We start from the raw sequence: 16010 nt of genomic DNA, 5'->3' as shown, positions 1-16010 counted from the left end.
TGGGAGGCCGGGTTTCCGCAGCCTGCGCCTTGCGGACGTCCAGCGAGCCGTTCCATGCCACATGTGGGTTGATGAAATACACGGCGACACCTCGCCCTTGCATCCCTTCAATTTTACGCCGTTCCCGGCGGATTACGCCCATTTTTTCCAGTGTGCCCATGATGGTGCTGACATGTTTGGGGGCACATCCGATCTGTTCGGCGAGCTGGTCACGGGTGAGCAGTACTTCGCCGGTGTCCTGCCGGAGATTGAGCAGGACCAGATCGAAGGCATGGCGTACCTGATTGGGCCGGTCGTCAGATGGTAACTCGCGGATGGCGTCCCAAATTGTGGCGGTCTGCATACGGCTCAACATGGTGAAACCTCCCGGCCAAAGCCCTTCGGTGGTGTCTGGTCGCGCTGCCTTCTGTAGCGCGTGTGTGGCCCGTGAGATGGCTATACGCGCCTCTCCGGGCAAATGCTTCAGGAGTTCTTCGGACAGGAGCGAGAGCTGCTCGGCGGCCTGTGCCGCTTCCTCCTGTCCGGATCGCTGCGGCTTAGTGGTGAGGCGCACAATCTGGGCCATGTTTCGCTCCTTGTGGAGAACCTGTTTTTAAGTCCCGGATTCTGGGATCAATTAGTCCCAGAATCCGGGACTTAAAACAAGTCGTTTCTCTAGGTTTCCTGCGGGGTGTGGCGATCCCTAAGAAAGAGAAAAGAATCTAATCCCCCTGTAGTCCCCCCTTTTTTCGGTGGAAAACTGCCATTTCGGGGTCTGTTCCGGCGCCCTGCGGGCGGGCTACGCCGCTCCCGCTCCGCGCTCGCCCGGACCCTGTGACGCCGGCAGAATCGGGCAAGAGAAAATGGCTCAGGAAGCGATGAGGGGACTGGCCGGCTTTCCCATCCCGGTGACGGTCAAGGGAGATACCAGCCGCTCACGTTCCCCTTGGCGTCCGCGTTCGGGAAGCAGACGGTGCCGCCTTTCTGGCGTTCCGTGGTCCAGCCATTCCCCTGGCACAGGGTCAGCAGGTCGAGGCTACCCTGCCGATCGAGGCCATAAGCCCGCTGTCCGGCCGGGGTATTTGCCCAGCTCGCGGCCGCCTCCTGATTTCGGGCTTTCTGGTATCCGTCCGCGTGCCCGGTGTCCCATCCAGACCGTTGACCGAAGAAATATCCCCCGCCAAACGCCATCAGAACGATCAAGAGGGCCATCAGGCCCGTCCAGAGTAGAGATGAGCGTATTTCGGTCTGACTGGCCTGTAGCGCCTTCTGTGAGGCTCCTATGGCCTGTTTAAGCGCAGCCTGCATTTCCGACGAGAGGACGGCTTCCTGCTGGTTCCGGGTCGCCTGATCGGACCAGACGGCCCGAAGCAGTCGGTTTGTCTCCGCCATTTCCCGGCCGAGCTGGTCGAACGCGGCCAGCCCGTCATCCAGCTCGTGTTCGTCGGTCATGACCTGTCAGGTTCCGGCTTCTGCCACCCCTCGAACGCCTTGTGGTCGTGGTCGCGGGTGATCCGTTTCATCAGTTCGTCAATGACGCGGCCGAAGCGTTCATCCTTCCCGGCCGCGTTGATCAGCAGCCCCCCGAGAATGACCTTGCGCCGGGTGTCCAGCTTGCGTTCCTCGGCGTTCTGTCTGGCGAGCAGAGCCTGATACCGGGCCTTCGCCTGTTCGACCTGCTGTTTTGCCTTTTCGATGGGTGTCATTTTTCCTCCGGCACCATACGGGTGCAATGGTCTGTCGTAGAATCCACATAACCGTGTCACCGCTCAGGATACCCGATTTTTCGGAAGTTTCCTTGATTCCTCATGAGGCGCAAACAACCCTTGCGACAAAGGAGTGAAAGGCGCACTTTAGCATTGTTCCAATGCATGCGTCAGGGACGTTCCTTCCCTGAACCCTTCCTGAACGGAGCGAGCTGTGGCGATCTACCACCTGTCCGTCAAATCCATCTCGCGTTCGGACGGTCGCAGTGTCGTGGCTGCTGCTGCCTATCGTGCCGGTCAGGAATTGACGGACGAACGGCAGGGCTTGACGCATGACTACACCCGCAAGCAGGGGGTGGAGGATGCGTTCATCGTGGTCCCGGATGGCGCGGACTGGGCACAGGACCGGAACGCCCTGTGGAACGCAGCCGAGGCGGCCGAGAAGCGAAAGGACGCCAAGACCGGCCGGGAATACGAGCTGGCGTTACCGGCCGAACTGGACGCTGGCGCACGGAAGGAACTGGCCCGGGATTTCGCGGCCGAGCTGGTAAATCGTTACGGTGTCGTTGCGGACGTGGCGATCCATGAACCCGGCCGGGAAGGGGATAACCGAAACCATCACGCGCACATCCTGACCACGACCCGGACGGCCGGAGAGGATGGTCTGAGAGCCAAGACGCGGGTTCTGGACGTGGCCAGCACCGCCTCGGCCGAGATCGAGCATATGCGGGGCGTGTGGGCGCGCCAGGTGAACATGGCGCTGGAACGGCACCAGATCGAACAGCGGGTGGATCACCGGAGCTTCGAGCGCCAAGGGAAGGAGCAGGAGCCGACCCGGCACATGGGGGTGTCAGCGACCGCCATGGAGCGTCAGGCGGCCCGCGAGATCCCCGGCCGGGAGCCGGTGACGGATCTCGGGAAGCAGAACGCGGAGATCCGCGAGCGGAACCGGGTTCTGGAAACGGCCCGCAAGGCCGTGGAGAAGGCGCAGGAGCTGTTCTCCGGCCTTGAGAAACGGGCGCGATTGGCGGTCGGTCTGGCTAGGAAGATCGGGCAGAGGATGGAACGGGAGAGGGAAGCCGAACGACAGAGGCAGGAACTGGCGCGGCAGGCCGAGATCAGGCACCAGGAGGATATCCGGGCGGTCGAACGGGAGCATAATCTGGAAAGAACGAGGTCACGGGGAAGAGGCCGAAGCCGTGACCGAGGGTATGATCCCTGGTGATCCCCGCCTCCTCTCCTGGGAGGCGGGGATTGTCTTTTCAGGCCCGCAGAGCGGCCTTTTTTTGAACCGCATCTGTGGCCAGGTAGGGGCCTGTTTTTCTGATCTGGATAGCGATGATGGCGACGCTGTTCGGATGACGTTCACCGAGTGGTAGCAGGCCGTTACCGGATGTCCAGCGGCAGTCTTCCCATTCCAGAGTGTTCCAGCCGTCCAGTTCTCTGTCGGTCAGGTGAGAGGTAATGGTACGAGACCTGTTGCCCTCGAAAAGAGTAATATCCCCCACAGCGACGCCGAAATAACGGCGGTCATCGACGAACGGTCCGACGACATCACTGGGTCGGCTGGCATTGGAGGCGATGCGGATGGACTGAACACCTGTCGGGATCATGAACATGATGCGTCCGTTGTGTTCACGGGCAGGGCGGATGGATACACCGGTGTCCGTGATGAGATGGAGGTTGGCCTCCTCTGTCAGTTCAGGAGCGGTGTCTTTCTGTGTGATGCCAGCAGCGATTGCCCGGGCTTCGGCCTGCCGGAACAGAGGTTCTGCAAATTCGCGGCTGACACCAAGCGGCGCAGCAGCATCGTCCCATGTCAGATTACGGCTGCCACCGATCGAGACAACGTTCCCTTTCTGGGAGAATGCGCGACGGTTTCCGGTATCGAGGTAGCTCTCGGTGAGCATGCCGTCGGCCATAATGACCGAATGGGCTTCGGTTTCGATGTGGTAGTAGTCGTAAGACGTGATGGACTTGTCGAAGAAGATCGAGCGATCGTTCACCAGCATCCGGGCTGGAACAAACTTTCCATCGAAGAACAGGCAGTGCTCCGCCGTGATCAGCATGTCCTTGAACGGAACTCCGTCCGAGATGGCATCCTTGAGGATGCGGACCGGGTAGCCTGCCTCATCATCAGGAAGATGGGCACGAACGTTGCAGTGTGCCTGACCGGTCCAGGTCACGCGACGAGGCGTCGCAACACCATCAACATACGCAATGATTTCATCACCAACACTCAGTTCTTCAACGGCCTTCGTGCCATACGGCGTGCTGATAAGGCTGCCGGGGAGGAAGCAGACAAGAGAGGCTGTATTTCCTAAGCTGTTTTGCGATGTTGCGCTAATATATAGGTTTCCATCGCTTGTTTGTTGATAAAGGGAATTATCTTCTGAAGTATAGTCACCTTTTATTTCTATAGTTAACCCTGTATCAAATGTAATGCTTGTTTTTGTTCCATTGAATGTTGAGTTTGTAACTTTAGATGCTCCTGTAATTTCAATTGTAGAGCCTGCGTTACCAAAACCAGTTATACTACTAAATGTTAAAAGTGTAAGATTGGAAGATGGATTTATTAATAGTGTACCTCCACCATCTCCAAAAGTAATTTTTTGTCCTGATAAGGCTGTAATTTCATTAGTGCTTCCATCAATGGTTCCCATATTGAGGGTTCCACCGTTTTCTATGGTATAAGTAGATCCGCTTAGAGCTGAAATTCCTCCTGAACCTGTTATATTAATTGTTCCACCATTAGCAATAAATGATGATCCAGTTAGGAGTCCTATTAAAGATGAACCTACATCTACTGTAACATTTGCGCCATTTTCAGATTGAACAATATATGGGTTAATTGCATTTGCTAAAGCAGGAGCGAAAGAAATAGATGCGGTTACATCGCTTCCAGAGAAAACAGCTTCACCGCCACCAGATGATGTAAGACCAGTGTAAATTAGTGGAAAAAGCTGATAACTACCGCTTGTTGTAATTGGATTACTTGTATCGTGAACGTAAGCGTATATTGCGGTTGACATTGTATTCTCCACTATTAATCGTTTTCCAAATTATACCAACCGTTAATTGATCAAACTCATAATGGGATACGGGTATTCCTGCCAACGTAGAGAACCAATAGGTTCGCGTCATTGGTATGGGTTTCAGCAAGCAACGGCTGGTATTAGAGGTTAGGCTTCAGGCCAGAAATTTTCATCCATAATCTGATTGAATAACCATGGGCAGGTTGATGGAAATGTGTTCTCAGACAATCCCGTTTCTAGTGCAGCGTCACGGCGAGCGCGGCGATAGGCGGTTTCGATGCTGGCTTCCAGCACGCTCTGCAAGCTCGGATTGTCGGCCAGATGATCGGTGAGCGCATCACGGGTGTTGGCAATCGAGAGACGCCATGAAGCACCACGGCGTATAGGCTGGAACTCCCATTTGAGCAGGTGAAGAAGCAGTATAGTCAGACGACTGATAAGTTCACGCTTCTCGGATTTTCCCATGCTCTCGATTTCCTCGGCGATGTGTTCAAGATCCGCCTCGGACAGTTTCCCCGGCGCGTAGCAGGCTGGCCTGCTCGTTGGTCCATGCGTAAAAATCATGGTCGTAAAGGGTGCTGCTCACGACGCACCTCCATGGAGAAGTTCGAGCTGCATGGGAGGCCGGGTTTCCGCAGCCTGCGCCTTGCGGACGTCCAGCGAGCCGTTCCATGCCACATGTGGGTTGATGAAATACACGGCGACACCTCGCCCTTGCATCCCTTCAATTTTACGCCGTTCCCGGCGGATTACGCCCATTTTTTCCAGTGTGCCCATGATGGTGCTGACATGTTTGGGGGCACATCCGATCTGTTCGGCGAGCTGGTCACGGGTGAGCAGTACTTCGCCGGTGTCCTGCCGGAGATTGAGCAGGACCAGATCGAAGGCATGGCGTACCTGATTGGGCCGGTCGTCAGATGGTAACTCGCGGATGGCGTCCCAAATTGTGGCGGTCTGCATACGGCTCAACATGGTGAAACCTCCCGGCCAAAGCCCTTCGGTGGTGTCTGGTCGCGCTGCCTTCTGTAGCGCGTGTGTGGCCCGTGAGATGGCTATACGCGCCTCTCCGGGCAAATGCTTCAGGAGTTCTTCGGACAGGAGCGAGAGCTGCTCGGCGGCCTGTGCCGCTTCCTCCTGTCCGGATCGCTGCGGCTTAGTGGTGAGGCGCACAATCTGGGCCATGTTTCGCTCCTTGTGGAGAACCTGTTTTTAAGTCCCGGATTCTGGGATCAATTAGTCCCAGAATCCGGGACTTAAAACAAGTCGTTTCTCTAGGTTTCCTGCGGGGTGTGGCGATCCCTAAGAAAGAGAAAAGAATCTAATCCCCCTGTAGTCCCCCCTTTTTTCGGTGGAAAACTGCCATTTCGGGGTCTGTTCCGGCGCCCTGCGGGCGGGCTACGCCGCTCCCGCTCCGCGCTCGCCCGGACCCTGTGACGCCGGCAGAATCGGGCAAGAGAAAATGGCTCAGGAAGCGATGAGGGGACTGGCCGGCTTTCCCATCCCGGTGACGGTCAAGGGAGATACCAGCCGCTCACGTTCCCCTTGGCGTCCGCGTTCGGGAAGCAGACGGTGCCGCCTTTCTGGCGTTCCGTGGTCCAGCCATTCCCCTGGCACAGGGTCAGCAGGTCGAGGCTACCCTGCCGATCGAGGCCATAAGCCCGCTGTCCGGCCGGGGTATTTGCCCAGCTCGCGGCCGCCTCCTGATTTCGGGCTTTCTGGTATCCGTCCGCGTGCCCGGTGTCCCATCCAGACCGTTGACCGAAGAAATATCCCCCGCCAAACGCCATCAGAACGATCAAGAGGGCCATCAGGCCCGTCCAGAGTAGAGATGAGCGTATTTCGGTCTGACTGGCCTGTAGCGCCTTCTGTGAGGCTCCTATGGCCTGTTTAAGCGCAGCCTGCATTTCCGACGAGAGGACGGCTTCCTGCTGGTTCCGGGTCGCCTGATCGGACCAGACGGCCCGAAGCAGTCGGTTTGTCTCCGCCATTTCCCGGCCGAGCTGGTCGAACGCGGCCAGCCCGTCATCCAGCTCGTGTTCGTCGGTCATGACCTGTCAGGTTCCGGCTTCTGCCACCCCTCGAACGCCTTGTGGTCGTGGTCGCGGGTGATCCGTTTCATCAGTTCGTCAATGACGCGGCCGAAGCGTTCATCCTTCCCGGCCGCGTTGATCAGCAGCCCCCCGAGAATGACCTTGCGCCGGGTGTCCAGCTTGCGTTCCTCGGCGTTCTGTCTGGCGAGCAGAGCCTGATACCGGGCCTTCGCCTGTTCGACCTGCTGTTTTGCCTTTTCGATGGGTGTCATTTTTCCTCCGGCACCATACGGGTGCAATGGTCTGTCGTAGAATCCACATAACCGTGTCACCGCTCAGGATACCCGATTTTTCGGAAGTTTCCTTGATTCCTCATGAGGCGCAAACAACCCTTGCGACAAAGGAGTGAAAGGCGCACTTTAGCATTGTTCCAATGCATGCGTCAGGGACGTTCCTTCCCTGAACCCTTCCTGAACGGAGCGAGCTGTGGCGATCTACCACCTGTCCGTCAAATCCATCTCGCGTTCGGACGGTCGCAGTGTCGTGGCTGCTGCTGCCTATCGTGCCGGTCAGGAATTGACGGACGAACGGCAGGGCTTGACGCATGACTACACCCGCAAGCAGGGGGTGGAGGATGCGTTCATCGTGGTCCCGGATGGCGCGGACTGGGCACAGGACCGGAACGCCCTGTGGAACGCAGCCGAGGCGGCCGAGAAGCGAAAGGACGCCAAGACCGGCCGGGAATACGAGCTGGCGTTACCGGCCGAACTGGACGCTGGCGCACGGAAGGAACTGGCCCGGGATTTCGCGGCCGAGCTGGTAAATCGTTACGGTGTCGTTGCGGACGTGGCGATCCATGAACCCGGCCGGGAAGGGGATAACCGAAACCATCACGCGCACATCCTGACCACGACCCGGACGGCCGGAGAGGATGGTCTGAGAGCCAAGACGCGGGTTCTGGACGTGGCCAGCACCGCCTCGGCCGAGATCGAGCATATGCGGGGCGTGTGGGCGCGCCAGGTGAACATGGCGCTGGAACGGCACCAGATCGAACAGCGGGTGGATCACCGGAGCTTCGAGCGCCAAGGGAAGGAGCAGGAGCCGACCCGGCACATGGGGGTGTCAGCGACCGCCATGGAGCGTCAGGCGGCCCGCGAGATCCCCGGCCGGGAGCCGGTGACGGATCTCGGGAAGCAGAACGCGGAGATCCGCGAGCGGAACCGGGTTCTGGAAACGGCCCGCAAGGCCGTGGAGAAGGCGCAGGAGCTGTTCTCCGGCCTTGAGAAACGGGCGCGATTGGCGGTCGGTCTGGCTAGGAAGATCGGGCAGAGGATGGAACGGGAGAGGGAAGCCGAACGACAGAGGCAGGAACTGGCGCGGCAGGCCGAGATCAGGCACCAGGAGGATATCCGGGCGGTCGAACGGGAGCATAATCTGGAAAGAACGAGGTCACGGGGAAGAGGCCGAAGCCGTGACCGAGGGTATGATCCCTGGTGATCCCCGCCTCCTCTCCTGGGAGGCGGGGATTGTCTTTTCAGGCCCGCAGAGCGGCCTTTTTTTGAACCGCATCTGTGGCCAGGTAGGGGCCTGTTTTTCTGATCTGGATAGCGATGATGGCGACGCTGTTCGGATGACGTTCACCGAGTGGTAGCAGGCCGTTACCGGATGTCCAGCGGCAGTCTTCCCATTCCAGAGTGTTCCAGCCGTCCAGTTCTCTGTCGGTCAGGTGAGAGGTAATGGTACGAGACCTGTTGCCCTCGAAAAGAGTAATATCCCCCACAGCGACGCCGAAATAACGGCGGTCATCGACGAACGGTCCGACGACATCACTGGGTCGGCTGGCATTGGAGGCGATGCGGATGGACTGAACACCTGTCGGGATCATGAACATGATGCGTCCGTTGTGTTCACGGGCAGGGCGGATGGATACACCGGTGTCCGTGATGAGATGGAGGTTGGCCTCCTCTGTCAGTTCAGGAGCGGTGTCTTTCTGTGTGATGCCAGCAGCGATTGCCCGGGCTTCGGCCTGCCGGAACAGAGGTTCTGCAAATTCGCGGCTGACACCAAGCGGCGCAGCAGCATCGTCCCATGTCAGATTACGGCTGCCACCGATCGAGACAACGTTCCCTTTCTGGGAGAATGCGCGACGGTTTCCGGTATCGAGGTAGCTCTCGGTGAGCATGCCGTCGGCCATAATGACCGAATGGGCTTCGGTTTCGATGTGGTAGTAGTCGTAAGACGTGATGGACTTGTCGAAGAAGATCGAGCGATCGTTCACCAGCATCCGGGCTGGAACAAACTTTCCATCGAAGAACAGGCAGTGCTCCGCCGTGATCAGCATGTCCTTGAACGGAACTCCGTCCGAGATGGCATCCTTGAGGATGCGGACCGGGTAGCCTGCCTCATCATCAGGAAGATGGGCACGAACGTTGCAGTGTGCCTGACCGGTCCAGGTCACGCGACGAGGCGTCGCAACACCATCAACATACGCAATGATTTCATCACCAACACTCAGTTCTTCAACGGCCTTCGTGCCATACGGCGTGCTGATAAGGCTGCCGGGGAGGAAGCAGACAAGAGAGGCTGTATTTCCTAAGCTGTTTTGCGATGTTGCGCTAATATATAGGTTTCCATCGCTTGTTTGTTGATAAAGGGAATTATCTTCTGAAGTATAGTCACCTTTTATTTCTATAGTTAACCCTGTATCAAATGTAATGCTTGTTTTTGTTCCATTGAATGTTGAGTTTGTAACTTTAGATGCTCCTGTAATTTCAATTGTAGAGCCTGCGTTACCAAAACCAGTTATACTACTAAATGTTAAAAGTGTAAGATTGGAAGATGGATTTATTAATAGTGTACCTCCACCATCTCCAAAAGTAATTTTTTGTCCTGATAAGGCTGTAATTTCATTAGTGCTTCCATCAATGGTTCCCATATTGAGGGTTCCACCGTTTTCTATGGTATAAGTAGATCCGCTTAGAGCTGAAATTCCTCCTGAACCTGTTATATTAATTGTTCCACCATTAGCAATAAATGATGATCCAGTTAGGAGTCCTATTAAAGATGAACCTACATCTACTGTAACATTTGCGCCATTTTCAGATTGAACAATATATGGGTTAATTGCATTTGCTAAAGCAGGAGCGAAAGAAATAGATGCGGTTACATCGCTTCCAGAGAAAACAGCTTCACCGCCACCAGATGATGTAAGACCAGTGTAAATTAGTGGAAAAAGCTGATAACTACCGCTTGTTGTAATTGGATTACTTGTATCGTGAACGTAAGCGTATATTGCGGTTGACATTGTATTCTCCACTATTAATCGTTTTCCAAATTATACCAACCGTTAATTGATCAAACTCATAATGGGATACGGGTATTCCTGCCAACGTAGAGAACCAATAGGTTCGCGTCATTGGTATGGGTTTCAGCAAGCAACGGCTGGTATTAGAGGTTAGGCTTCAGGCCAGAAATTTTCATCCATAATCTGATTGAATAACCATGGGCAGGTTGATGGAAATGTGTTCTCAGACAATCCCGTTTCTAGTGCAGCGTCACGGCGAGCGCGGCGATAGGCGGTTTCGATGCTGGCTTCCAGCACGCTCTGCAAGCTCGGATTGTCGGCCAGATGATCGGTGAGCGCATCACGGGTGTTGGCAATCGAGAGACGCCATGAAGCACCACGGCGTATAGGCTGGAACTCCCATTTGAGCAGGTGAAGAAGCAGTATAGTCAGACGACTGATAAGTTCACGCTTCTCGGATTTTCCCATGCTCTCGATTTCCTCGGCGATGTGTTCAAGATCCGCCTCGGACAGTTTCCCGGCGCGTAGCAGGCTGGCCTGCTCGTTGGTCCATGCGTAAAAATCATGGTCGTAAAGGGTGCTGCTCACGACGCACCTCCATGGAGAAGTTCGAGCTGCATGGGAGGCCGGGTTTCCGCAGCCTGCGCCTTGCGGACGTCCAGCGAGCCGTTCCATGCCACATGTGGGTTGATGAAATACACGGCGACACCTCGCCCTTGCATCCCTTCAATTTTACGCCGTTCCCGGCGGATTACGCCCATTTTTTCCAGTGTGCCCATGATGGTGCTGACATGTTTGGGGGCACATCCGATCTGTTCGGCGAGCTGGTCACGGGTGAGCAGTACTTCGCCGGTGTCCTGCCGGAGATTGAGCAGGACCAGATCGAAGGCATGGCGTACCTGATTGGGCCGGTCGTCAGATGGTAACTCGCGGATGGCGTCCCAAATTGTGGCGGTCTGCATACGGCTCAACATGGTGAAACCTCCCGGCCAAAGCCCTTCGGTGGTGTCTGGTCGCGCTGCCTTCTGTAGCGCGTGTGTGGCCCGTGAGATGGCTATACGCGCCTCTCCGGGCAAATGCTTCAGGAGTTCTTCGGACAGGAGCGAGAGCTGCTCGGCGGCCTGTGCCGCTTCCTCCTGTCCGGATCGCTGCGGCTTAGTGGTGAGGCGCACAATCTGGGCCATGTTTCGCTCCTTGTGGAGAACCTGTTTTTAAGTCCCGGATTCTGGGATCAATTAGTCCCAGAATCCGGGACTTAAAACAAGTCGTTTCTCTAGGTTTCCTGCGGGGTGTGGCGATCCCTAAGAAAGAGAAAAGAATCTAATCCCCCTGTAGTCCCCCCTTTTTTCGGTGGAAAACTGCCATTTCGGGGTCTGTTCCGGCGCCCTGCGGGCGGGCTACGCCGCTCCCGCTCCGCGCTCGCCCGGACCCTGTGACGCCGGCAGAATCGGGCAAGAGAAAATGGCTCAGGAAGCGATGAGGGGACTGGCCGGCTTTCCCATCCCGGTGACGGTCAAGGGAGATACCAGCCGCTCACGTTCCCCTTGGCGTCCGCGTTCGGGAAGCAGACGGTGCCGCCTTTCTGGCGTTCCGTGGTCCAGCCATTCCCCTGGCACAGGGTCAGCAGGTCGAGGCTACCCTGCCGATCGAGGCCATAAGCCCGCTGTCCGGCCGGGGTATTTGCCCAGCTCGCGGCCGCCTCCTGATTTCGGGCTTTCTGGTATCCGTCCGCGTGCCCGGTGTCCCATCCAGACCGTTGACCGAAGAAATATCCCCCCGCCAAACGCCATCAGAACGATCAAGAGGGCCATCAGGCCCGTCCAGAGTAGAGATGAGCGTATTTCGGTCTGACTGGCCTGTAGCGCCTTCTGTGAGGCTCCTATGGCCTGTTTAAGCGCAGCCTGCATTTCCGACGAGAGGACGGCTTCCTGCTGGTTCCGGGTCGCCTGATCGGACCAGACGGCCCGAAGCAGTCGGTTTGTCTCCGCCATTTCCCGGCCGAGCTGGTCGAACGCGGCCAGCCCGTCATCCAGCTCGTGTTCGTCGGTCATGACCTGTCAGGTTCCGGCTTCTGCCACCCCTCGAACGCCTTGTGGTCGTGGTCGCGGGTGATCCGTTTCATCAGTTCGTCAATGACGCGGCCGAAGCGTTCATCCTTCCCGGCCGCGTTGATCAGCAGCCCCCCGAGAATGACCTTGCGCCGGGTGTCCAGCTTGCGTTCCTCGGCGTTCTGTCTGGCGAGCAGAGCCTGATACCGGGCCTTCGCCTGTTCGACCTGCTGTTTTGCCTTTTCGATGGGTGTCATTTTTCCTCCGGCACCATACGGGTGCAATGGTCTGTCGTAGAATCCACATAACCGTGTCACCGCTCAGGATACCCGATTTTTCGGAAGTTTCCTTGATTCCTCATGAGGCGCAAACAACCCTTGCGACAAAGGAGTGAAAGGCGCACTTTAGCATTGTTCCAATGCATGCGTCAGGGACGTTCCTTCCCTGAACCCTTCCTGAACGGAGCGAGCTGTGGCGATCTACCACCTGTCCGTCAAATCCATCTCGCGTTCGGACGGTCGCAGTGTCGTGGCTGCTGCTGCCTATCGTGCCGGTCAGGAATTGACGGACGAACGGCAGGGCTTGACGCATGACTACACCCGCAAGCAGGGGGTGGAGGATGCGTTCATCGTGGTCCCGGATGGCGCGGACTGGGCACAGGACCGGAACGCCCTGTGGAACGCAGCCGAGGCGGCCGAGAAGCGAAAGGACGCCAAGACCGGCCGGGAATACGAGCTGGCGTTACCGGCCGAACTGGACGCTGGCGCACGGAAGGAACTGGCCCGGGATTTCGCGGCCGAGCTGGTAAATCGTTACGGTGTCGTTGCGGACGTGGCGATCCATGAACCCGGCCGGGAAGGGGATAACCGAAACCATCACGCGCACATCCTGACCACGACCCGGACGGCCGGAGAGGATGGTCTGAGAGCCAAGACGCGGGTTCTGGACGTGGCCAGCACCGCCTCGGCCGAGATCGAGCATATGCGGGGCGTGTGGGCGCGCCAGGTGAACATGGCGCTGGAACGGCACCAGATCGAACAGCGGGTGGATCACCGGAGCTTCGAGCGCCAAGGGAAGGAGCAGGAGCCGACCCGGCACATGGGGGTGTCAGCGACCGCCATGGAGCGTCAGGCGGCCCGCGAGATCCCCGGCCGGGAGCCGGTGACGGATCTCGGGAAGCAGAACGCGGAGATCCGCGAGCGGAACCGGGTTCTGGAAACGGCCCGCAAGGCCGTGGAGAAGGCGCAGGAGCTGTTCTCCGGCCTTGAGAAACGGGCGCGATTGGCGGTCGGTCTGGCTAGGAAGATCGGGCAGAGGATGGAACGGGAGAGGGAAGCCGAACGACAGAGGCAGGAACTGGCGCGGCAGGCCGAGATCAGGCACCAGGAGGATATCCGGGCGGTCGAACGGGAGCATAATCTGGAAAGAACGAGGTCACGGGGAAGAGGCCGAAGCCGTGACCGAGGGTATGATCCCTGGTGATCCCCGCCTCCTCTCCTGGGAGGCGGGGATTGTCTTTTCAGGCCCGCAGAGCGGCCTTTTTTTGAACCGCATCTGTGGCCAGGTAGGGGCCTGTTTTTCTGATCTGGATAGCGATGATGGCGACGCTGTTCGGATGACGTTCACCGAGTGGTAGCAGGCCGTTACCGGATGTCCAGCGGCAGTCTTCCCATTCCAGAGTGTTCCAGCCGTCCAGTTCTCTGTCGGTCAGGTGAGAGGTAATGGTACGAGACCTGTTGCCCTCGAAAAGAGTAATATCCCCCACAGCGACGCCGAAATAACGGCGGTCATCGACGAACGGTCCGACGACATCACTGGGTCGGCTGGCATTGGAGGCGATGCGGATGGACTGAACACCTGTCGGGATCATGAACATGATGCGTCCGTTGTGTTCACGGGCAGGGCGGATGGATACACCGGTGTCCGTGATGAGATGGAGGTTGGCCTCCTCTGTCAGTTCAGGAGCGGTGTCTTTCTGTGTGATGCCAGCAGCGATTGCCCGGGCTTCGGCCTGCCGGAACAGAGGTTCTGCAAATTCGCGGCTGACACCAAGCGGCGCAGCAGCATCGTCCCATGTCAGATTACGGCTGCCACCGATCGAGACAACGTTCCCTTTCTGGGAGAATGCGCGACGGTTTCCGGTATCGAGGTAGCTCTCGGTGAGCATGCCGTCGGCCATAATGACCGAATGGGCTTCGGTTTCGATGTGGTAGTAGTCGTAAGACGTGATGGACTTGTCGAAGAAGATCGAGCGATCGTTCACCAGCATCCGGGCTGGAACAAACTTTCCATCGAAGAACAGGCAGTGCTCCGCCGTGATCAGCATGTCCTTGAACGGAACTCCGTCCGAGATGGCATCCTTGAGGATGCGGACCGGGTAGCCTGCCTCATCATCAGGAAGATGGGCACGAACGTTGCAGTGTGCCTGACCGGTCCAGGTCACGCGACGAGGCGTCGCAACACCATCAACATACGCAATGATTTCATCACCAACACTCAGTTCTTCAACGGCCTTCGTGCCATACGGCGTGCTGATAAGGCTGCCGGGGAGGAAGCAGACAAGAGAGGCTGTATTTCCTAAGCTGTTTTGCGATGTTGCGCTAATATATAGGTTTCCATCGCTTGTTTGTTGATAAAGGGAATTATCTTCTGAAGTATAGTCACCTTTTATTTCTATAGTTAACCCTGTATCAAATGTAATGCTTGTTTTTGTTCCATTGAATGTTGAGTTTGTAACTTTAGATGCTCCTGTAATTTCAATTGTAGAGCCTGCGTTACCAAAACCAGTTATACTACTAAATGTTAAAAGTGTAAGATTGGAAGATGGATTTATTAATAGTGTACCTCCACCATCTCCAAAAGTAATTTTTTGTCCTGATAAGGCTGTAATTTCATTAGTGCTTCCATCAATGGTTCCCATATTGAGGGTTCCACCGTTTTCTATGGTATAAGTAGATCCGCTTAGAGCTGAAATTCCTCCTGAACCTGTTATATTAATTGTTCCACCATTAGCAATAAATGATGATCCAGTTAGGAGTCCTATTAAAGATGAACCTACATCTACTGTAACATTTGCGCCATTTTCAGATTGAACAATATATGGGTTAATTGCATTTGCTAAAGCAGGAGCGAAAGAAATAGATGCGGTTACATCGCTTCCAGAGAAAACAGCTTCACCGCCACCAGATGATGTAAGACCAGTGTAAATTAGTGGAAAAAGCTGATAACTACCGCTTGTTGTAATTGGATTACTTGTATCGTGAACGTAAGCGTATATTGCGGTTGACATTGTATTCTCCACTATTAATCGTTTTCCAAATTATACCAACCGTTAATTGATCAAACTCATAATGGGATACGGGTATTCCTGCCAACGTAGAGAACCAATAGGTTCGCGTCATTGGTATGGGTTTCAGCAAGCAACGGCTGGTATTAGAGGTTAGGCTTCAGGCCAGAAATTTTCATCCATAATCTGATTGAATAACCATGGGCAGGTTGATGGAAATGTGTTCTCAGACAATCCCGTTTCTAGTGCAGCGTCACGGCGAGCGCGGCGATAGGCGGTTTCGATGCTGGCTTCCAGCACGCTCTGCAAGCTCGGATTGTCGGCCAGATGATCGGTGAGCGCATCACGGGTGTTGGCAATCGAGAGACGCCATGAAGCACCACGGCGTATAGGCTGGAACTCCCATTTGAGCAGGTGAAGAAGCAGTATAGTCAGACGACTGATAAGTTCACGCTTCTCGGATTTTCCCATGCTCTCGATTTCCTCGGCGATGTGTTCAAGATCCGCCTCGGACAGTTTCCCGGCGCGTAGCAGGCTGGCCTGCTCGTTGGTCCATGCGTAAAAATCATGGTCGTAAAGGGTGCTGCTCACGACGCACCTCCATGGAGAAGTTCGAGCTGCA

Annotated in this window: 17 protein-coding genes and 1 pseudogene; 3 read left to right on the top strand and 15 right to left on the bottom strand. The window is 56.2% G+C overall.

Annotation, left to right across the window (positions count from 1 at the left end):
• The 3 genes from AC3B6F_RS15310 to AC3B6F_RS15300 form a co-directional block, all read right to left on the bottom strand.
• Positions 1-565: helix-turn-helix domain-containing protein (locus AC3B6F_RS15310; protein ID WP_489824991.1), on the bottom strand; the 565-nt coding region annotated here is incomplete at its 3' end.
• Positions 566-894: 329 nt separating this feature from the next.
• On the bottom strand, positions 895-1431 hold the full coding sequence (locus AC3B6F_RS15305; protein WP_489824990.1) for a replication protein: 537 nt from the start codon (positions 1429-1431) through the stop codon (positions 895-897).
• Positions 1428-1685: a mobilization protein gene (locus AC3B6F_RS15300; RefSeq protein WP_489824987.1), complete on the bottom strand. Its 258-nt coding sequence runs from the start codon at positions 1683-1685 to the stop codon at positions 1428-1430. Before AC3B6F_RS15300 ends, AC3B6F_RS15305 begins: the two co-directional genes overlap by 4 nt.
• Positions 1686-1899: 214 nt before the next feature.
• Between AC3B6F_RS15300 and mobQ (AC3B6F_RS15295) the strand changes: the two genes are divergently transcribed.
• Positions 1900-2910, top strand: a complete 1011-nt coding sequence (gene mobQ, locus AC3B6F_RS15295) for a MobQ family relaxase (protein ID WP_489824986.1) — start codon at positions 1900-1902, stop codon at positions 2908-2910.
• Positions 2911-2947: 37 nt separating this feature from the next.
• Here the strand turns inward: mobQ (AC3B6F_RS15295) and AC3B6F_RS15290 are convergent, their stop codons facing one another.
• The 5 genes and pseudogenes from AC3B6F_RS15290 to AC3B6F_RS15270 all read right to left on the bottom strand — a co-directional run bounded on the left by AC3B6F_RS15290 (position 2948) and on the right by AC3B6F_RS15270 (position 7022).
• A complete protein-coding gene (locus AC3B6F_RS15290) occupies positions 2948-4348 on the bottom strand; it encodes a Hint domain-containing protein (RefSeq protein ID WP_489824985.1) in 1401 nt (466 codons plus the stop codon).
• Between the two features lie 519 nt (positions 4349-4867).
• Positions 4868-5306, bottom strand: a pseudogene (locus AC3B6F_RS15285) (DUF29 domain-containing protein).
• Positions 5303-5902 (bottom strand): helix-turn-helix domain-containing protein, encoded by a 600-nt coding sequence (locus AC3B6F_RS15280; RefSeq protein ID WP_489824989.1) that lies wholly within the window; start codon positions 5900-5902, stop codon positions 5303-5305. Before AC3B6F_RS15280 ends, AC3B6F_RS15285 begins: the two are co-directional and overlap by 4 nt.
• Before the next feature lie 329 nt (positions 5903-6231).
• Complete coding sequence (locus AC3B6F_RS15275; protein ID WP_489824990.1) at positions 6232-6768, bottom strand: replication protein; 537 nt, start codon at positions 6766-6768, stop codon at positions 6232-6234.
• Positions 6765-7022, bottom strand: coding sequence for a mobilization protein (locus AC3B6F_RS15270; RefSeq protein ID WP_489824987.1), 258 nt, complete (start codon positions 7020-7022; stop codon positions 6765-6767). The genes AC3B6F_RS15275 and AC3B6F_RS15270 overlap by 4 nt, the downstream gene beginning before the upstream one ends.
• A gap of 214 nt (positions 7023-7236) precedes the next feature.
• On the opposite strand from AC3B6F_RS15270, the gene mobQ (AC3B6F_RS15265) reads away from it, so the two are divergent.
• The gene (mobQ, locus tag AC3B6F_RS15265; RefSeq protein WP_489824986.1) at positions 7237-8247 is read left to right on the top strand and encodes a MobQ family relaxase; all 1011 of its coding nucleotides are present in this window, start codon (positions 7237-7239) and stop codon (positions 8245-8247) included.
• A gap of 37 nt (positions 8248-8284) precedes the next feature.
• On the opposite strand, the gene AC3B6F_RS15260 is transcribed toward mobQ (AC3B6F_RS15265), so the two are convergent.
• The 5 genes from AC3B6F_RS15260 to AC3B6F_RS15240 form a co-directional block, all read right to left on the bottom strand.
• On the bottom strand, positions 8285-9685 hold the full coding sequence (locus AC3B6F_RS15260; RefSeq protein ID WP_489824985.1) for a Hint domain-containing protein: 1401 nt from the start codon (positions 9683-9685) through the stop codon (positions 8285-8287).
• A gap of 519 nt (positions 9686-10204) precedes the next feature.
• A complete protein-coding gene (locus AC3B6F_RS15255; RefSeq protein WP_489824984.1) occupies positions 10205-10642 on the bottom strand; it encodes a DUF29 domain-containing protein in 438 nt (145 codons plus the stop codon).
• Entirely contained in the window at positions 10639-11238 is a 600-nt protein-coding gene (locus tag AC3B6F_RS15250; RefSeq protein ID WP_489824989.1) for a helix-turn-helix domain-containing protein, read from the bottom strand. Before AC3B6F_RS15250 ends, AC3B6F_RS15255 begins: the two co-directional genes overlap by 4 nt.
• Before the next feature lie 450 nt (positions 11239-11688).
• Positions 11689-12105 carry a hypothetical protein gene (locus AC3B6F_RS15245; protein WP_489824988.1) on the bottom strand — a complete coding sequence of 139 codons (417 nt, stop codon included), beginning with the start codon at positions 12103-12105 and terminating at the stop codon, positions 11689-11691.
• A complete protein-coding gene (locus tag AC3B6F_RS15240) occupies positions 12102-12359 on the bottom strand; it encodes a mobilization protein (protein ID WP_489824987.1) in 258 nt (85 codons plus the stop codon). Before AC3B6F_RS15240 ends, AC3B6F_RS15245 begins: the two co-directional genes overlap by 4 nt.
• 214 nt (positions 12360-12573) lie before the next feature.
• Here AC3B6F_RS15240 and mobQ (AC3B6F_RS15235) point away from each other — a divergent pair, with 214 nt between their 5' ends.
• Positions 12574-13584, top strand: a complete 1011-nt coding sequence (gene mobQ / locus AC3B6F_RS15235) for a MobQ family relaxase (protein WP_489824986.1) — start codon at positions 12574-12576, stop codon at positions 13582-13584.
• A gap of 37 nt (positions 13585-13621) precedes the next feature.
• Here mobQ (AC3B6F_RS15235) and AC3B6F_RS15230 read toward each other — a convergent pair whose 3' ends face one another.
• Together AC3B6F_RS15230 and AC3B6F_RS15225 are read right to left on the bottom strand one after the other, a co-directional pair.
• Positions 13622-15022 carry a Hint domain-containing protein gene (locus tag AC3B6F_RS15230; protein WP_489824985.1) on the bottom strand — a complete coding sequence of 467 codons (1401 nt, stop codon included), beginning with the start codon at positions 15020-15022 and terminating at the stop codon, positions 13622-13624.
• Positions 15023-15541: 519 nt separating this feature from the next.
• A complete protein-coding gene (locus AC3B6F_RS15225; RefSeq protein ID WP_489824984.1) occupies positions 15542-15979 on the bottom strand; it encodes a DUF29 domain-containing protein in 438 nt (145 codons plus the stop codon).
• Positions 15980-16010 lie beyond the last annotated feature (31 nt).

This window comes from Gluconobacter sp. ESL1110 (assembly GCF_058107395.1).
The sequence above is the reverse complement of the archived record's forward strand: the minus strand, read 5'-3'. Positions and strand labels throughout refer to the sequence as shown.

Bases quoted from the DNA above. Each gene is read 5' to 3' on its own strand.
- AC3B6F_RS15245 (WP_489824988.1), bottom strand. From the start codon at position 12,105: ATGACCGACGAACACGAGCTGGATGACGGGCTGGCCGCGTTCGACCAG.
- AC3B6F_RS15250 (WP_489824989.1), bottom strand. From the start codon at position 11,238: ATGGCCCAGATTGTGCGCCTCACCACTAAGCCGCAGCGATCCGGACAG.
- AC3B6F_RS15280 (WP_489824989.1), bottom strand. From the start codon at position 5,902: ATGGCCCAGATTGTGCGCCTCACCACTAAGCCGCAGCGATCCGGACAG.
- AC3B6F_RS15300 (WP_489824987.1), bottom strand. From the start codon at position 1,685: ATGACACCCATCGAAAAGGCAAAACAGCAGGTCGAACAGGCGAAGGCC.
- AC3B6F_RS15275 (WP_489824990.1), bottom strand. From the start codon at position 6,768: ATGACCGACGAACACGAGCTGGATGACGGGCTGGCCGCGTTCGACCAG.
- AC3B6F_RS15240 (WP_489824987.1), bottom strand. From the start codon at position 12,359: ATGACACCCATCGAAAAGGCAAAACAGCAGGTCGAACAGGCGAAGGCC.
- AC3B6F_RS15260 (WP_489824985.1), bottom strand. From the start codon at position 9,685: ATGGGAACCATTGATGGAAGCACTAATGAAATTACAGCCTTATCAGGA.
- AC3B6F_RS15270 (WP_489824987.1), bottom strand. From the start codon at position 7,022: ATGACACCCATCGAAAAGGCAAAACAGCAGGTCGAACAGGCGAAGGCC.
- AC3B6F_RS15230 (WP_489824985.1), bottom strand. From the start codon at position 15,022: ATGGGAACCATTGATGGAAGCACTAATGAAATTACAGCCTTATCAGGA.
- AC3B6F_RS15290 (WP_489824985.1), bottom strand. From the start codon at position 4,348: ATGGGAACCATTGATGGAAGCACTAATGAAATTACAGCCTTATCAGGA.
- AC3B6F_RS15305 (WP_489824990.1), bottom strand. From the start codon at position 1,431: ATGACCGACGAACACGAGCTGGATGACGGGCTGGCCGCGTTCGACCAG.